Source organism: Streptomyces sp. NBC_00250 (assembly GCF_036192275.1).
Classification (GTDB): domain Bacteria; phylum Actinomycetota; class Actinomycetes; order Streptomycetales; family Streptomycetaceae; genus Streptomyces.
In genome coordinates this window covers 3,881,577-3,897,261 of sequence record NZ_CP108088.1, presented here as the reverse complement: position 1 = coordinate 3,897,261, position 15,685 = coordinate 3,881,577, and the positions used below count along the sequence as shown (strand labels likewise).

General features: G+C 66.8%; 11 protein-coding genes and 1 tRNA gene. 10 read left to right on the top strand and 2 right to left on the bottom strand.

What is annotated here, in order from left to right:
• Nucleotides 1-3 precede the first annotated feature (3 nt).
• Nucleotides 4-1,026, bottom strand: coding sequence for an adenosine deaminase (locus tag OG259_RS17420; protein WP_328943091.1), 1,023 nt, complete (start codon nt 1,024-1,026; stop codon nt 4-6).
• 146 nt (nt 1,027-1,172) lie between these two features.
• Nucleotides 1,173-2,399, bottom strand: coding sequence for a pyridoxal phosphate-dependent aminotransferase (locus OG259_RS17415; protein ID WP_328943090.1), 1,227 nt, complete (start codon nt 2,397-2,399; stop codon nt 1,173-1,175).
• A gap of 207 nt (nt 2,400-2,606) precedes the next feature.
• On the opposite strand from OG259_RS17415, the gene OG259_RS17410 reads away from it, so the two are divergent.
• From OG259_RS17410 to OG259_RS17365, 10 genes are all read left to right on the top strand, one after another.
• Nucleotides 2,607-2,679: transfer RNA gene (locus OG259_RS17410), tRNA-Trp, on the top strand.
• 103 nt (nt 2,680-2,782) lie between these two features.
• A complete protein-coding gene (gene secE, locus OG259_RS17405; RefSeq protein WP_015035534.1) occupies nt 2,783-3,070 on the top strand; it encodes a preprotein translocase subunit SecE in 288 nt (95 codons plus the stop codon).
• A gap of 44 nt (nt 3,071-3,114) precedes the next feature.
• Entirely contained in the window at nt 3,115-4,047 is a 933-nt protein-coding gene (gene nusG, locus OG259_RS17400) for a transcription termination/antitermination protein NusG (RefSeq protein WP_328943089.1), read from the top strand.
• A 158-nt stretch (nt 4,048-4,205) separates the two neighbouring features.
• Nucleotides 4,206-4,640, top strand: coding sequence for a 50S ribosomal protein L11 (gene rplK, locus OG259_RS17395; protein WP_030318720.1), 435 nt, complete (start codon nt 4,206-4,208; stop codon nt 4,638-4,640).
• Nucleotides 4,641-4,718: 78 nt separating this feature from the next.
• The gene (rplA, locus tag OG259_RS17390) at nt 4,719-5,441 is read left to right on the top strand and encodes a 50S ribosomal protein L1 (protein ID WP_328943088.1); all 723 of its coding nucleotides are present in this window, start codon (nt 4,719-4,721) and stop codon (nt 5,439-5,441) included.
• A gap of 113 nt (nt 5,442-5,554) precedes the next feature.
• The gene (locus OG259_RS17385; protein WP_328943087.1) at nt 5,555-6,376 is read left to right on the top strand and encodes a hypothetical protein; all 822 of its coding nucleotides are present in this window, start codon (nt 5,555-5,557) and stop codon (nt 6,374-6,376) included.
• A 248-nt stretch (nt 6,377-6,624) separates the two neighbouring features.
• Nucleotides 6,625-7,152 (top strand): 50S ribosomal protein L10, encoded by a 528-nt coding sequence (gene rplJ, locus OG259_RS17380; protein WP_189831652.1) that lies wholly within the window; start codon nt 6,625-6,627, stop codon nt 7,150-7,152.
• Between the two features lie 109 nt (nt 7,153-7,261).
• A complete protein-coding gene (gene rplL, locus OG259_RS17375) occupies nt 7,262-7,642 on the top strand; it encodes a 50S ribosomal protein L7/L12 (protein ID WP_266895362.1) in 381 nt (126 codons plus the stop codon).
• A 549-nt stretch (nt 7,643-8,191) separates the two neighbouring features.
• Nucleotides 8,192-11,674 carry a DNA-directed RNA polymerase subunit beta gene (gene rpoB, locus OG259_RS17370; protein ID WP_328943086.1) on the top strand — a complete coding sequence of 1,161 codons (3,483 nt, stop codon included), beginning with the start codon at nt 8,192-8,194 and terminating at the stop codon, nt 11,672-11,674.
• A 107-nt stretch (nt 11,675-11,781) separates the two neighbouring features.
• On the top strand, nt 11,782-15,681 hold the full coding sequence (locus tag OG259_RS17365) for a DNA-directed RNA polymerase subunit beta' (RefSeq protein WP_328943085.1): 3,900 nt from the start codon (nt 11,782-11,784) through the stop codon (nt 15,679-15,681).
• Nucleotides 15,682-15,685 lie beyond the last annotated feature (4 nt).

Here is a 15,685-nt window from a genome sequence, read left to right as displayed (position 1 = left end):
GGATCAGGCGGCGATCCAGTCGTCGATCCCCGCGAGCAGCTTCGCCCGGACGTCCTCCGGGGCCGCCGAGCCCCGCACCGACTGCCGGGCCAGCTCCGCCAGCTCCGCGTCCGTGAAGCCGTGGTGCTTGCGGGCGATCTCGTACTGCGCCGCGAGCCGGGAGCCGAAGAGCAGCGGGTCGTCCGCGCCGAGCGCCATCGGCACCCCCGCCTCGAAGAGCGTCCTCAGCGGCACGTCCTCGTGCTTCTCGTACACCCCGAGGGCCACGTTGGACGCCGGGCAGACCTCGCAGGTCACCCCGCGCTCCGCGAGCTTCCGCAGCAGCCGCGGGTCCTCCGCCGACCGCACCCCGTGGCCGACCCGCGCCGCCCGCAGATCGTCCAGGCAGTCCCGTACGGACGCCGGCCCCGTCAGCTCGCCCCCGTGCGGGGCCGCGAGCAGACCGCCCTCGCGCGCGATGGCGAAGGCCCGGTCGAAGTCCCGGGCCAGGCCCCGCCGCTCGTCGTTCGAGAGCCCGAAGCCGACCACGCCCCGGTCCGCGAACCGCACCGCGAGCCGGGCGAGCGTCCGCGCCTCCAGGGGGTGTTTCATCCGGTTCGCCGCGACGAGCACCCGCATCCCCAGCCCGGTCTCCCGGGAGGCCGCGTCGACCGCGTCCAGGATGATCTCCAGGGCCGGGATGAGCCCGCCGAGGTGCGGGGCGTACGAGGTGGGGTCGACCTGGATCTCCAGCCACCCGGAGCCGTCCTTCACGTCCTCCTGGGCGGCCTCGCGGACGAGCCGCTGGATGTCCTCGGGGGAGCGCAGGCAGGAGCGGGCGATGTCGTACAGCCGCTGGAAGCGGAACCAGCCGCGCTCGTCGGTGGCCCGCAGCTTCGGAGGCGTACCGCTGCTCAGCGCCTCGGGAAGGTGCACGCCGTACTTGTCGGCCAGCTCGATGAGGGTGGTGGGCCGCATCGAACCGGTGAAGTGCAGGTGCAGATGGGCCTTGGGCAGTGCGGTGAGGTCGCGGTAAAGGTGCTCCATCGGCTGATCCTGCCGCACCCGAATGGACGAACACACCCCGTTTCCCCGATCGGGACCTTGCTAGAACGCAAAAACGGGTCCCCGGCTCCGAAGAACCGGGGACCCGCCACCCACCTGGCGACGTCACCAGGTGGTTCGGTCACCGATCAGTCGGTGGCCTCGGCGAGAAGCTTCTGGAGGCGGGCCACGCCCTCCACCAGGTCCTCGTCACCCAGCGCGTACGACAGGCGCAGGTAGCCCGGCGTGCCGAAGGCCTCGCCCGGGACGACCGCGACCTCGGCCTCGTCCAGGATCAGGGCGGCCAGTTCGACCGAGGTCTGCGGGCGCTTGCCGCGGATCTCCTTGCCGAGCAGGCCCTTCACCGAGGGGTACACGTAGAACGCGCCCTCCGGGGTCGGGCAGAGGACGCCGTCGATCTCGTTGAGCATCCGCACGATCGTCTGGCGGCGCCGGTCGAAGGCGCGACCCATCTCCGCGACGGCGTCCAGGTTGCCCGAGACGGCGGCGAGGGCGGCGATCTGCGCGACGTTGCTCACGTTGGACGTGGCGTGCGACTGCAGGTTCGTCGCGGCCTTCACGACGTCCTTCGGGCCGATGATCCATCCCACGCGCCAGCCGGTCATCGCGTACGTCTTGGCGACACCGTTGACCACGATGCACTTGTCGCGCAGCTCCGGCATGACCGCCGGGAGGGAGACCGCGGAAGCGCCGCCGTAGACCAGGTGCTCGTAGATCTCGTCCGTCAGGACCCACAGACCGTGCTCGACGGCCCAGCGGCCGATGGCCTCGGTCTCGGCCTCGCTGTAGACGGCGCCGGTCGGGTTGGACGGCGAGACGAAGAGGACGACCTTGGTCTTCTCCGTACGGGCCGCCTCCAGCTGCTCCACCGAGACCCGGTAGCCGGTGGTCTCGTCGGCCACGACCTCCACCGGGACACCGCCCGCGAGGCGGATCGACTCGGGGTACGTCGTCCAGTACGGCGCCGGGACGATGACCTCGTCGCCCGGGTCGAGGATCGCGGCGAACGCCTCGTAGATCGCCTGCTTGCCGCCGTTGGTCACCAGGACCTGGGAGGCGTCGACCTCGTAGCCGGAGTCGCGCAGCGTCTTGGCGGCGATGGCGGCCTTCAGCTCGGGCAGACCCCCGGCCGGCGTGTAGCGGTGGTACTTCGGGTTCTTGCAGGCCTCGACGGCCGCGTCGACGATGTAGTCCGGGGTCGGGAAGTCGGGCTCACCCGCGCCGAAACCGATCACCGGGCGCCCGGCGGCCTTGAGAGCCTTGGCCTTGGCGTCGACGGCGAGGGTGGCGGACTCGGAGATCGCACCGATCCGGGCGGAGACCCGACGCTCGGTGGGAGGGGTAGCAGCGCTCATGCGGCCCATCGTCCCAGACCGCTTCAAGGCCCGGCACTCAGGTTTCACGGACCGGACAGGAACGGTCATTACCGGTCGTACGCGCGTCCGACGGCAGGTCGGTCGTGGTTTCTGTTCGACGCGGGGCCCCCTGACCACGTATGCTCACTCCTCGTTGGCCCGCACCGACCACATCTCACGATGCGGTACGTTGAGGGACACCAACAAAGGGTCGTAGCTCAATTGGTAGAGCACCGGTCTCCAAAACCGGCGGTTGGGGGTTCAAGTCCCTCCGGCCCTGCTACACACACCGCCAGGTGTTGTGCGCATGTACGTACTTCATTGCACCGCCGTGCGGCTCCACCCGGGCGCGGCACGGCCGACCCGGAATCAGGTGAGAGATCGTGACGGACGCCGTAGGCTCCATCGACATGCCTGATGCCGATGACGAGGCCGCAGAGTCGAAGAAGAAGTCCCGCAAGGGCGGCAAGCGCGGCAAGAAGGGCCCCCTGGGCCGTCTCGCGCTCTTCTACCGACAGATCGTCGCAGAGCTCCGCAAGGTCGTCTGGCCCACGCGCAGCCAGCTTTCGACGTACACCACCGTGGTGATTGTCTTCGTCGTCATCATGATCGGCCTTGTCACCGTGATTGACTATGGCTTCCAGGAAGCAGTCAAGTACGTCTTCGGCTGACTTTTTGTTCCACCCCATCTGTATCGCAGGAAGAAGCAGCCACCGTGTCTGACGCGAACCTGAACGACGCCTTCGAGTCCGAGTCCGTCGAGGACGAGCTGGACATCGTCGAGGCCGCCGACGAGGACCAGGCAGACGCTGCTGACGACGTTGCCGGCGAGGCCGCCGAGGAAGCCGCTCTCCAGGTCGAGGACGAGGACCAGGACGAGTCGGAGACCGACGAGGACGACTCCGACGACGACTCCTCCGACGAGGACGCCTCCGAGGACGACGAGGACGAGGACGAGACCGTCGTCGAGGTCGAGGACGACGAGGACACCGAGGAAGAGACCGACGAGGAGGCCGAGCCGGCCGCCCCGGTCGACCCGGTCGCCGCGCTCCGCGAGGAGCTGCGCACCCTCCCCGGCGAGTGGTACGTCATCCACACCTACGCGGGCTACGAGAAGCGCGTGAAGGCCAACCTCGAGCAGCGTGCCGTCTCGCTCAACGTCGAGGACTTCATCTACCAGGCCGAGGTCCCCGAGGAAGAGATCGTCCAGATCAAGGGCGGCGAGCGGAAGAACGTCAAGCAGAACAAGCTTCCCGGCTACGTTCTCGTCCGCATGGACCTGACGAACGAGTCCTGGGGCGTCGTCCGCAACACCCCCGGTGTCACCGGCTTCGTGGGCAACGCCTACGACCCGTACCCGCTGACCCTGGACGAGATCGTCAAGATGCTCGCCCCGGAGGCCGAGGAGAAGGCCGCCCGCGAGGCCGCCGAGGCCGAGGGCAAGCCGGCTCCGGCCCGCAAGCTGGAGGTCCAGGTCCTCGACTTCGAGGTCGGCGACTCGGTCACCGTCACCGACGGCCCCTTCGCCACCCTCCAGGCGACCATCAACGAGATCAACCCCGACTCGAAGAAGGTCAAGGGCCTCGTCGAGATCTTCGGTCGCGAGACCCCGGTCGAGCTCAGCTTCGACCAGATCCAGAAGAACTGATCTCATAAGTTTCCGACCAGGTCAGAGTGGCTCTCGCAGCCGCTCTGACCTGCTCGGTTTTTGGCCGCAGCGCTATACCCGTTATCGTGGTGCGGTATGCCTGCATCCGGATGACCGGATGGCGGGCTGAACACTCTCACTAGGACCCGGAGAGAGCAATGCCTCCCAAGAAGAAGAAGGTCACGGGGCTTATCAAGCTCCAGATCAACGCTGGTGCGGCCAACCCGGCCCCGCCGGTCGGCCCCGCGCTGGGTCAGCACGGCGTCAACATCATGGAGTTCTGCAAGGCCTACAACGCCGCGACCGAGTCGCAGCGTGGCATGGTCGTGCCGGTGGAGATCACGGTCTACGAAGACCGTTCCTTCACCTTCATCACGAAGACTCCGCCGGCCGCCAAGCTGATCCTCAAGGCCGCTGGTGTGGACAAGGGCTCCGGCGAGCCGCACAAGACCAAGGTTGCCAAGCTCACGGCCGCCCAGGTCCGCGAGATCGCCACGGTCAAGCTCCCCGACCTGAACGCCAACGACCTGGACGCCGCGTCCAAGATCATCGCTGGCACCGCCCGTTCCATGGGCATCACGGTCGAGGGCTGATCACCCCCCTCGTGACCTAGTGGTAGGACCAGCGCTGGTCCGCACCACGACTCCACACCTGAACCAACAGGAGAAGCAGTGAAGCGCAGCAAGACTCTCCGCGCAGCGGACGCCAAGATCGACAGCGAGCGGCTCTACGCCCCTCTCGAGGCCGTCCGTCTCGCCAAGGACACCTCCAGCACGAAGTTCGACGGCACCGTCGAGGTCGCCTTCCGCCTGGGCGTCGACCCGCGCAAGGCCGACCAGATGGTCCGTGGCACCGTGAACCTTCCGCACGGCACCGGCAAGACCGCCCGGGTCCTGGTCTTCGCGACCGGTGACCGTGCCGAGGCCGCGATTGCCGCGGGCGCCGACATCGTCGGCTCCGACGAGCTCATCGACGAGATCTCCAAGGGCAACCGCCTGAACGAGTTCGACGCCGTTGTCGCCACCCCGGACCTCATGGGCAAGGTCGGCCGCCTCGGCCGCGTCCTCGGCCCGCGTGGTCTCATGCCGAACCCCAAGGTCGGCACCGTCACCCCCGATGTCGCGAAGGCTGTCAACGACATCAAGGGCGGCAAGATCGAGTTCCGCGTCGACAAGCACTCGAACCTGCACTTCATCATCGGCAAGGTCTCCTTCGACGAGACGAAGCTGGTCGAGAACTACGCCGCGGCCCTGGACGAGATCCTCCGTCTGAAGCCGTCCGCCGCGAAGGGTCGCTACATCAAGAAGGCGACCATCACGACGACGATGGGCCCCGGCATCCCGCTGGACTCGAACCGCACCCGCAACCTGCTCGTCGAGGACGAGACGGTCTGAGCCCCACAGGCTCACTGAGCGGTCGGCCGGCCCCGCACCTCTTCGGAGGTGCGGGGCCGGCTTTTTGTTACGGTCCGGGGGACGTACGACGTTGATCAAGGGGTGGAACACGTATGGGCAGCTCCGCAGGGAAGCGCGTGGCGTTCGCGCTGGCGGCCGTGGTCGTCGTGGCCGGTGTCTCGGGGTGCGAGGACGGCGACGGCGGTACGAAGCCGGCGGGGGCGTCCGCCGAGCCGACGACCCAGAGCCGGGAGGAGGCCGTGAAGGCCGTCCGGGCCGCGTACACCAAGACCGCCCGGGCCAAGAGCGCCAAGGTCGAGATGCGCGTCGTCGTCAGCGGTGACCAGGGCGGCAGCAGCACGTTCACCGGTGTCCAGGGATGGAGCCCCTCGGTCGCGGACCTGAAGGTCACCGATTCGACGTACCTGGAGGGCATCCCCGGCGCCCCCGTCGAGACGCGCATGCTCACGGCCGGCGGCGCCACCTACATGGACGTGGGCTCCGAGCAGGCCGCGCAGACGGGCGGCAAGCGCTGGATGAAGGTCGAGGCCGAGGGCGCCGCCGGTGGCGACGAGCTGCTGACGCAGCTGACCGCGGGCCTGAGCAGCGTGAACCAGGACCCGGCTCAGGAGCTCGGCCTCCTCGCCGGGTCGTCGACGGTGAAGCACCTCGGCCCGGCGAAGGGCGCCGACGTCACCGGACAGAGGTACGAGGGCGAGCTCTCCGGCGGCAAGCACGTGGAGGTCTGGATCGGCAAGGACGGCTATCCGGTGCGGATGATCGTCGAGACGACGGCCGGCGGGTCGTCGACGAAACTCACCACGAACTACCGCGACTACGGTGCCAAGGCCGCCGTGCAGGCCCCGCCCGCCGACGAGACCTTCGGCTTCATGGAACTCCTGAAGAGGATCGGTCAAGGTCTCGGACGGGGCTGATTTGCCCCGGGCCGACCCGGTCGCGTACTCTTCCGAGGAAGCCAAAGACCGCTGGTCGTCACTGTGCCGTCAAGGTGTGGTGGCCGAAGGATTCGCTGAGACGCGAACGACCCGCGCAGGTGATTGTGGATGAGTTCCCGGATCTTCGTGATGCGGTCGAGCTGAGCCCCGAGCGCCTGCGCCGGGGCGTTTTGTTTTGTCAGCCCCTTCTGAGCGGTCCTCATCACCCGGAAGGAGGCCGACGCTCTATGGCAAGGCCCGACAAGGCTGCCGCGGTAGCCGAGCTTGAGGACCAGTTCCGCAGCTCGAACGCCGCCGTGCTGACCGAGTACCGGGGTCTCACCGTTGCGCAGCTCAAGACGCTGCGTCGTTCGCTCGGTGAGAACGCCCAGTACGCCGTGGTGAAGAACACGCTGACCAAGATTGCGGCCAACCAGGCCGGGATCACCGCGCTGGACGAGCACTTCGCTGGTCCGACCGCGGTCGCCTTCATCACCGGTGACCCGGTGGAGTCGGCGAAGAGCCTGCGTGACTTCGCCAAGGACAACCCGAACCTCATCATCAAGGGCGGTGTCCTTGATGGTAAGGCGCTCTCCGCCGATGAGATCAAGAAGCTCGCGGACCTCGAGTCCCGCGAGGTTCTGCTCAGCAAGCTGGCCGGCGCGTTCAAGGGCAAGCAGTCTCAGGCTGCCTCGCTCTTCCAGGCGCTGCCGTCGAAGTTCGTCCGCACCGCGGAGGCGCTTCGCGTCAAGCTCGCCGAGGGCGGTGCCGAGTAATTCGGCTCGCGTCATGATCTGTGCCGCCTAGGCCCAGGTCGTAGCGGGCCGTAACGCCCGCCTCTCTATACATCCGGCACTTGCCGAATTAGTGGAAGGATCGCCCATCATGGCGAAGCTCTCTCAGGACGACCTCCTCGCCCAGTTCGAGGAGATGACCCTCATCGAGCTCTCCGAGTTCGTGAAGGCGTTCGAGGACAAGTTCGACGTCACCGCCGCCGCGGCCGTCGCCGTTGCCGGCCCGGGTGCCCCCGTCGCCGCCGAGGCCGAGGCCGAGCAGGACGAGTTCGACGTCATCCTCGAGGGTGCCGGCGACAAGAAGATCCAGGTCATCAAGGTCGTGCGCGAGCTCACCTCCCTGGGCCTCAAGGAGGCCAAGGACCTCGTCGACGGCACCCCGAAGCCGGTCCTCGAGAAGGTCGCGAAGGAGGCCGCCGAGAAGGCTGCCGAGTCCCTCAAGGCCGCCGGCGCCTCCGTCACGGTCAAGTAAGACCGTTTCGAGTCGCTGAAGCTGACTCCGGCCCCCGTGTAACGCGAGGGCACCGAAAGGCGATCACCCTTCTGGGTGGTCGCCTTTCGGCGTTCCCCGGGAAGGGCGTGGCGGGGCACCTGAGGGCCGCCGGAAGCGGAGTATGGTGATCTTCGCCGTGCGCCCCGCAGACCGGGGGGCCTTGACGAACCGCACGCAGCGCGCAATTCTCAGGACGCGTCGTCACAACGATCCGTTTCCGAGGCATGGATCGACGACTGAACGGGCAGTATCGAGGTGCGCCGCACGGCGCGAGGTACCGCGGAGTTGAGAGCAACGAGGGTCGCGAATTATTCGCCCTGGACATCAGTGAGCCAAGTGGCTACACTGACCCTTTGCGCTGCCTGTTAGCTGCCCCCTGCCCGTCACCAGGGGCATACCTTCGCATCCGCTACTCGGACCGACCCCGTCTGACCTGGCTTTTTGGCCATATCAGGAAAAGTCTGCCGTGAAGCGATGCAGGGGACCGGTACGCGCGTAGTGAGTCCGAGCCCTCGGAAGGACCCCCTCTTGGCCGCCTCGCGCAACGCCTCGACCAATACGAACAACGGCGCAAGCACCGCCCCGCTGCGCATCTCTTTTGCAAAGATCAGGGAGCCCCTCGAGGTTCCGAACCTCCTCGCGCTGCAGACCGAGAGCTTTGACTGGCTGCTCGGCAACGCCGCCTGGAAGGCTCGCGTCGAGGCTGCCCTTGAGTCGGGACAGGACGTCCCCAGGAAGTCCGGTCTGGAAGAGATCTTCGAGGAGATCTCGCCGATCGAGGACTTCTCCGGGTCGATGTCGCTGACCTTCCGCGACCACCGCTTCGAGCCGCCGAAGAACTCGATCGACGAGTGCAAGGACCGTGACTTCACGTACGGCGCCCCGCTCTTCGTCACCGCCGAGTTCACCAACAACGAGACCGGCGAGATCAAGTCCCAGACGGTCTTCATGGGCGACTTCCCGCTCATGACGAACAAGGGCACCTTCGTCATCAACGGCACCGAGCGTGTCGTGGTGTCGCAGCTGGTCCGTTCGCCGGGCGTCTACTTCGACTCCTCGATCGACAAGACGTCCGACAAGGACATCTTCTCCGCCAAGATCATCCCGTCCCGGGGTGCCTGGCTGGAGATGGAGATCGACAAGCGCGACCTGGTCGGTGTCCGCATCGACCGCAAGCGCAAGCAGTCCGTCACCGTCCTCCTCAAGGCTCTCGGCTGGACCACCGAGCAGATCCTGCAGGAGTTCGGCGAGTACGAGTCCATGCGCGCCACCCTGGAGAAGGACCACACCCAGGGCCAGGACGACGCGCTGCTCGACATCTACCGCAAGCTGCGTCCGGGCGAGCCGCCGACCCGTGAGGCCGCTCAGACGCTGCTCGAGAACCTCTACTTCAACCCGAAGCGCTACGACCTCGCGAAGGTCGGCCGCTACAAGGTGAACAAGAAGCTCGGCGCGGACGAGCCGCTGGACGCCGGCGTGCTCACCACCGATGACGTCATCGCCACGATCAAGTACCTGGTCAAGCTCCACGCGGGCGAGACCGAGACGATCGGCGAGAACGGCAACGAGATCGTCGTCGAGACCGACGACATCGATCACTTCGGCAACCGTCGTCTGCGCAACGTCGGCGAGCTCATCCAGAACCAGGTCCGCACGGGTCTGGCTCGTATGGAGCGCGTCGTGCGTGAGCGCATGACCACCCAGGACGTCGAGGCGATCACGCCGCAGACCCTGATCAACATCCGGCCGGTCGTCGCCTCCATCAAGGAGTTCTTCGGCACCAGCCAGCTGTCGCAGTTCATGGACCAGAACAACCCGCTGTCGGGTCTGACGCACAAGCGTCGTCTCTCGGCGCTGGGCCCTGGTGGTCTGTCCCGTGAGCGGGCCGGCTTCGAGGTCCGAGACGTGCACCCGTCCCACTACGGACGCATGTGCCCGATCGAGACCCCCGAAGGCCCGAACATCGGTCTGATCGGTTCGCTCGCCTCGTACGGCCGCGTCAACGCGTTCGGCTTCATCGAGACGCCGTACCGCAAGGTCGTCGACGGCCAGGTCACCGACGAGGTCGACTACGTCACCGCCGACGAGGAGGACCGGTTCGTCATCGCGCAGGCCAACGCCGCGATCGACGACGACCTGCGCTTCTCCGAGAACCGCGTCCTGGTGCGTAAGCGTGGCGGCGAGGTCGACTACGTCGAGCCGTCGGACGTGGACTACATGGACGTCTCGCCGCGCCAGATGGTGTCGGTCGCGACCGCCATGATCCCGTTCCTCGAGCACGACGACGCCAACCGTGCCCTCATGGGCGCGAACATGATGCGTCAGGCGGTGCCGCTGATTAAGTCGGAGGCCCCGCTCGTCGGCACCGGCATGGAGTACCGCTGCGCCACCGACGCCGGCGACGTGCTCAAGGCCGAGAAGGACGGTGTCGTCCAGGAGCTGTCGGCCGACTACGTCACGGTCGCCAACGACGACGGCACGTACATCACGTACCGACTGCACAAGTTCTCGCGCTCGAACCAGGGCACCTCGGTCAACCAGAAGGTCGTCGTCGACGAGGGCGACCGCGTGATCGAGGGCCAGGTCCTCGCCGACGGTCCCGCCACCGAAGACGGCGAGATGGCGCTCGGCAAGAACCTGCTCGTGGCGTTCATGCCGTGGGAGGGTCACAACTACGAGGACGCGATCATCCTGTCGCAGCGCCTCGTCCAGGACGACGTCCTCTCCTCGATCCACATCGAGGAGCACGAGGTCGACGCCCGTGACACCAAGCTCGGCCCGGAGGAGATCACCCGGGACATCCCGAACGTCTCCGAGGAGGTCCTCGCCGACCTCGACGAGCGCGGCATCATCCGTATCGGTGCCGAGGTCGTCGCCGGCGACATCCTCGTCGGCAAGGTCACGCCCAAGGGCGAGACCGAGCTGACCCCGGAGGAGCGCCTGCTCCGCGCGATCTTCGGTGAGAAGGCCCGTGAGGTCCGTGACACCTCGCTGAAGGTGCCGCACGGCGAGATCGGCAAGATCATCGGCGTCCGCGTCTTCGACCGCGAGGAGGGCGACGAGCTTCCCCCGGGCGTGAACCAGCTGGTCCGCGTCTACGTCGCCCAGAAGCGCAAGATCACCGATGGTGACAAGCTCGCCGGCCGTCACGGCAACAAGGGTGTCATCTCCAAGATCCTTCCGATCGAGGACATGCCCTTCCTCGAGGACGGCACCCCGGTCGACATCATCCTCAACCCGCTGGGTGTCCCGTCCCGAATGAACCCGGGACAGGTCCTGGAGATCCACCTCGGCTGGCTCGCCAGCCGCGGCTGGGACGTCTCCGGCCTCGGGGAGGAGTGGGCGCAGCGCCTTCAGGCGATCGGCGCCGACCAGGTCGCCCCCGGCACCAACGTCGCGACCCCGGTCTTCGACGGTGCGCGTGAGGACGAGCTCGCGGGTCTGCTGAACCACACCATCCCGAACCGCGACGGCGAGCGCATGGTGCTCCCGACCGGTAAGGCGAGGCTGTTCGACGGCCGCTCCGGCGAGCCGTTCCCGGACCCGATCTCCGTCGGGTACATGTACATCCTCAAGCTCCACCACCTGGTCGACGACAAGCTCCACGCTCGTTCGACCGGTCCGTACTCGATGATCACCCAGCAGCCGCTGGGTGGTAAGGCCCAGTTCGGTGGCCAGCGCTTCGGTGAGATGGAGGTGTGGGCGCTGGAGGCGTACGGCGCCGCTTACGCCCTCCAGGAGCTGCTGACGATCAAGTCCGACGACGTGACCGGCCGCGTGAAGGTCTACGAGGCCATCGTCAAGGGCGAGAACATCCCTGAGCCCGGCATCCCCGAGTCCTTCAAGGTGCTCATCAAGGAGATGCAGTCCCTGTGCCTCAACGTGGAGGTGCTGTCCTCGGACGGCATGTCCATCGAGATGCGCGACACCGACGAGGACGTCTTCCGCGCAGCGGAGGAGCTCGGCATCGACCTGTCCCGGCGCGAGCCGAGCAGCGTCGAAGAGGTCTGACGGGAGTTCGGTCGGGGACTCGGCGTAACGCCGCCGAGTCCCCGGCCGGCCCCAGGACCCCCGTATCAGACCCCAAGCCTTACAACCCTGAGAGGGATTGACGCATAGTGCTCGACGTCAACTTCTTCGACGAGCTCCGGATCGGTCTGGCCACCGCTGACGACATCCGTCAGTGGAGCCACGGCGAGGTCAAGAAGCCGGAGACCATCAACTACCGCACGCTCAAGCCCGAGAAGGACGGACTCTTCTGCGAGAAGATCTTCGGTCCGACCCGGGACTGGGAGTGCTACTGCGGCAAGTACAAGCGTGTCCGCTTCAAGGGCATCATCTGTGAGCGGTGTGGCGTCGAGGTCACCCGCGCGAAGGTGCGCCGTGAGCGGATGGGCCACATCGAGCTCGCCGCTCCCGTCACCCACATCTGGTACTTCAAGGGCGTCCCGTCGCGTCTTGGCTACCTGCTCGACCTCGCCCCGAAGGACCTCGAGAAGGTCATCTACTTCGCGGCGTACATGATCACGTTCGTCGACGACGAGCGTCGTACGCGTGACCTGCCCTCGCTGGAGGCGCACGTCTCCGTCGAGCGTCAGCAGATCGAGAACCGTCGCGACTCCGACCTGGAGGCCCGCGCCAAGAAGCTCGAGAACGACCTCGGCGAGCTTGAGGCCGAGGGCGCCAAGGCCGACGTGCGCCGCAAGGTGCGCGAGGGTGCCGAGCGTGAGATGAAGCAGCTGCGCGACCGTGCGCAGCGCGAGATCGACCGTCTGGACGAGGTCTGGTCGCGCTTCAAGAACCTCAAGGTCCAGGACCTGGAGGGCGACGAGCTCCTCTACCGCGAGCTGCGTGACCGCTTCGGCACGTACTTCGACGGTTCGATGGGTGCCGCGGCGCTGCAGAAGCGCCTGGAGTCCTTCGACCTGGAGGAGGAGGCCGAGCGCCTCCGCGAGATCATCCGTACCGGCAAGGGCCAGAAGAAGACCCGTGCGCTCAAGCGCCTCAAGGTCGTCTCCGCGTTCCTGCAGACCGCGAACAGCCCCAAGGGCATGGTTCTCGACTGCGTGCCGGTGATCCCGCCGGACCTGCGTCCGATGGTGCAGCTGGACGGTGGCCGCTTCGCGACCTCCGACCTGAACGACCTGTACCGCCGCGTGATCAACCGCAACAACCGTCTGAAGCGTCTGCTCGACCTCGGTGCCCCCGAGATCATCGTGAACAACGAGAAGCGGATGCTCCAGGAGGCGGTCGACGCCCTCTTCGACAACGGCCGTCGTGGTCGCCCGGTCACGGGCCCCGGCAACCGTCCGCTGAAGTCCCTCAGCGACATGCTGAAGGGTAAGCAGGGTCGTTTCCGTCAGAACCTGCTCGGCAAGCGTGTGGACTACTCCGCGCGTTCCGTCATCGTCGTGGGTCCGCAGCTGAAGCTGCACCAGTGTGGTCTGCCGAAGGCCATGGCGCTGGAGCTCTTCAAGCCGTTCGTGATGAAGCGCCTGGTCGACCTGAACCACGCGCAGAACATCAAGAGCGCCAAGCGGATGGTCGAGCGCGGCCGCACGGTCGTGTACGACGTCCTCGAAGAGGTCATCGCCGAGCACCCGGTTCTGCTGAACCGTGCGCCCACGCTGCACCGCCTCGGCATCCAGGCCTTCGAGCCCCAGCTGGTCGAGGGCAAGGCCATCCAGATCCACCCGCTCGTCTGCACCGCGTTCAACGCGGACTTCGACGGTGACCAGATGGCCGTGCACCTGCCGCTCTCCGCGGAGGCGCAGGCCGAGGCCCGCATCCTGATGCTGTCCTCGAACAACATCCTGAAGCCCGCCGACGGCCGTCCGGTCACGATGCCGACCCAGGACATGGTCCTCGGTCTGTTCTTCCTGACCACCGACGGTGAGCTCCGTGACACCAAGGGCGAGGGCCGTGCGTTCGGCTCCACGGCCGAGGCGATCATGGCGTTCGACGCCGGCGAGCTCGCGCTGCAGTCGCAGATCGACATCCGCTTCCCCGTCGGCACCGTCGCTCCGCGTGGCTGGGTTCCCCCGGTCACCGAAGAGGGCGAGCCGGAGTGGCAGCAGGGTGACTCGTTCCGCCTGCGCACCTCGCTGGGCCGCGCGCTCTTCAACGAGCTGCTGCCCGAGGACTACCCGTTCGTCGACTACTCCGTCGGCAAGAAGCAGCTCTCCGAGATCGTCAACGACCTCGCCGAGCGCTACCCCAAGGTCATCGTGGCGGCGACGCTCGACAACCTGAAGGCGGCGGGCTTCTACTGGGCGACCCGTTCCGGTGTCACCGTGGCCATCTCCGACGTCGTCGTGCCCGAGGCCAAGAAGGCCATCGTCAAGGGCTACGAGGAGCAGGACGAGAAGGTCCAGAAGCAGTACGAGCGCGGTCTCATCACGAAGGAAGAGCGCACTCAGGAGCTCATCGCGATCTGGACCAAGGCGACCAACGAGGTTGCCGAGGCGATGAACGCGAACTTCCCGAAGACGAACCCCATCTTCATGATGGTTGACTCGGGTGCCCGAGGAAACATGATGCAGATGCGTCAGATCGCCGGTATGCGTGGTCTGGTGTCGAACGCCAAGAACGAGACGATCCCGCGTCCCATCAAGGCGTCCTTCCGTGAGGGCCTCACCGTTCTGGAGTACTTCATCTCCACGCACGGTGCCCGTAAGGGTCTGGCGGACACCGCCCTGCGTACCGCCGACTCGGGTTACCTGACCCGTCGTCTGGTGGACGTCTCGCAGGACGTGATCATCCGCGAGGAGGACTGTGGCACCGAGCGCGGTCTGAAGCTGCGGATCGCCGAGCGCGGCGCCGACAACGTGCTGCGCAAGACGGACGACGTCGAGACCTCCGTGTACGCGCGGATGCTCGCCGAGGACGTCGTCGTCGACGGCAAGGTCATCGCGCCTGCCAACGTCGACCTGGGTGACGTGCTCATCGACGCCCTCGTGGGCGCCGGTGTCGAGGAGGTCAAGACCCGCTCGGTCCTGACCTGTGAGTCCGCCGTCGGTACCTGTGCGTTCTGCTACGGCCGTTCGCTCGCCACCGGCAAGCTGGTCGACATCGGTGAGGCGGTCGGCATCATCGCCGCCCAGTCCATCGGTGAGCCCGGTACCCAGCTGACGATGCGTACCTTCCACACCGGTGGTGTGGCCGGTGACGACATCACCCAGGGTCTGCCCCGTGTCGTCGAGCTCTTCGAGGCTCGTCAGCCCAAGGGTGTCGCCCCGATCTCGGAGGCGGCCGGCCGCGTCCGTATCGAGGAGACCGAGAAGACCAAGAAGCTCGTCGTCACCCCGGACGACGGCACCGACGAGACGGCGTTCCCGATCTCGAAGCGTGCCCGTCTGCTCGTGGGCGAGGGCGACCACGTCGAGGTGGGCCAGAAGCTCACCGTGGGTGCCACCAACCCGCACGACGTGCTGCGCATCCTGGGTCAGCGTGCGGTCCAGATCCACCTGGTCGCCGAGGTCCAGAAGGTCTACAACTCGCAGGGCGTGTCGATCCACGACAAGCACATCGAGATCATCATCCGGCAGATGCTGCGCCGTGTGACGATCATCGAGTCCGGCGACGCGGAGCTGCTGCCGGGCGAGCTCGTCGAGCGCTCGAAGTTCGAGACCGAGAACCGTCGTGTGGTCACCGAGGGCGGTCACCCCGCCTCCGGCCGTCCGCAGCTGATGGGTATCACCAAGGCCTCGCTCGCCACCGAGTCGTGGCTGTCGGCGGCGTCCTTCCAGGAGACGACCCGAGTTCTGACGGATGCGGCGATCAACGCCAAGTCCGACAGCCTCATCGGCCTCAAGGAGAACGTCATCATCGGTAAGCTCATCCCGGCCGGTACGGGTCTGTCCCGCTACCGCAACATCCGGGTCGAGCCGACCGAGGAGGCCAAGGCCGCGATGTACTCGGCCGTCGGCTACGACGACATCGACTACTCGCCGTTCGGCTCGGGCTCCGGCCAGGCCGTTCCGCTGGAGGACTACGACTACGGTCCGTACAACCAGTAAGCGA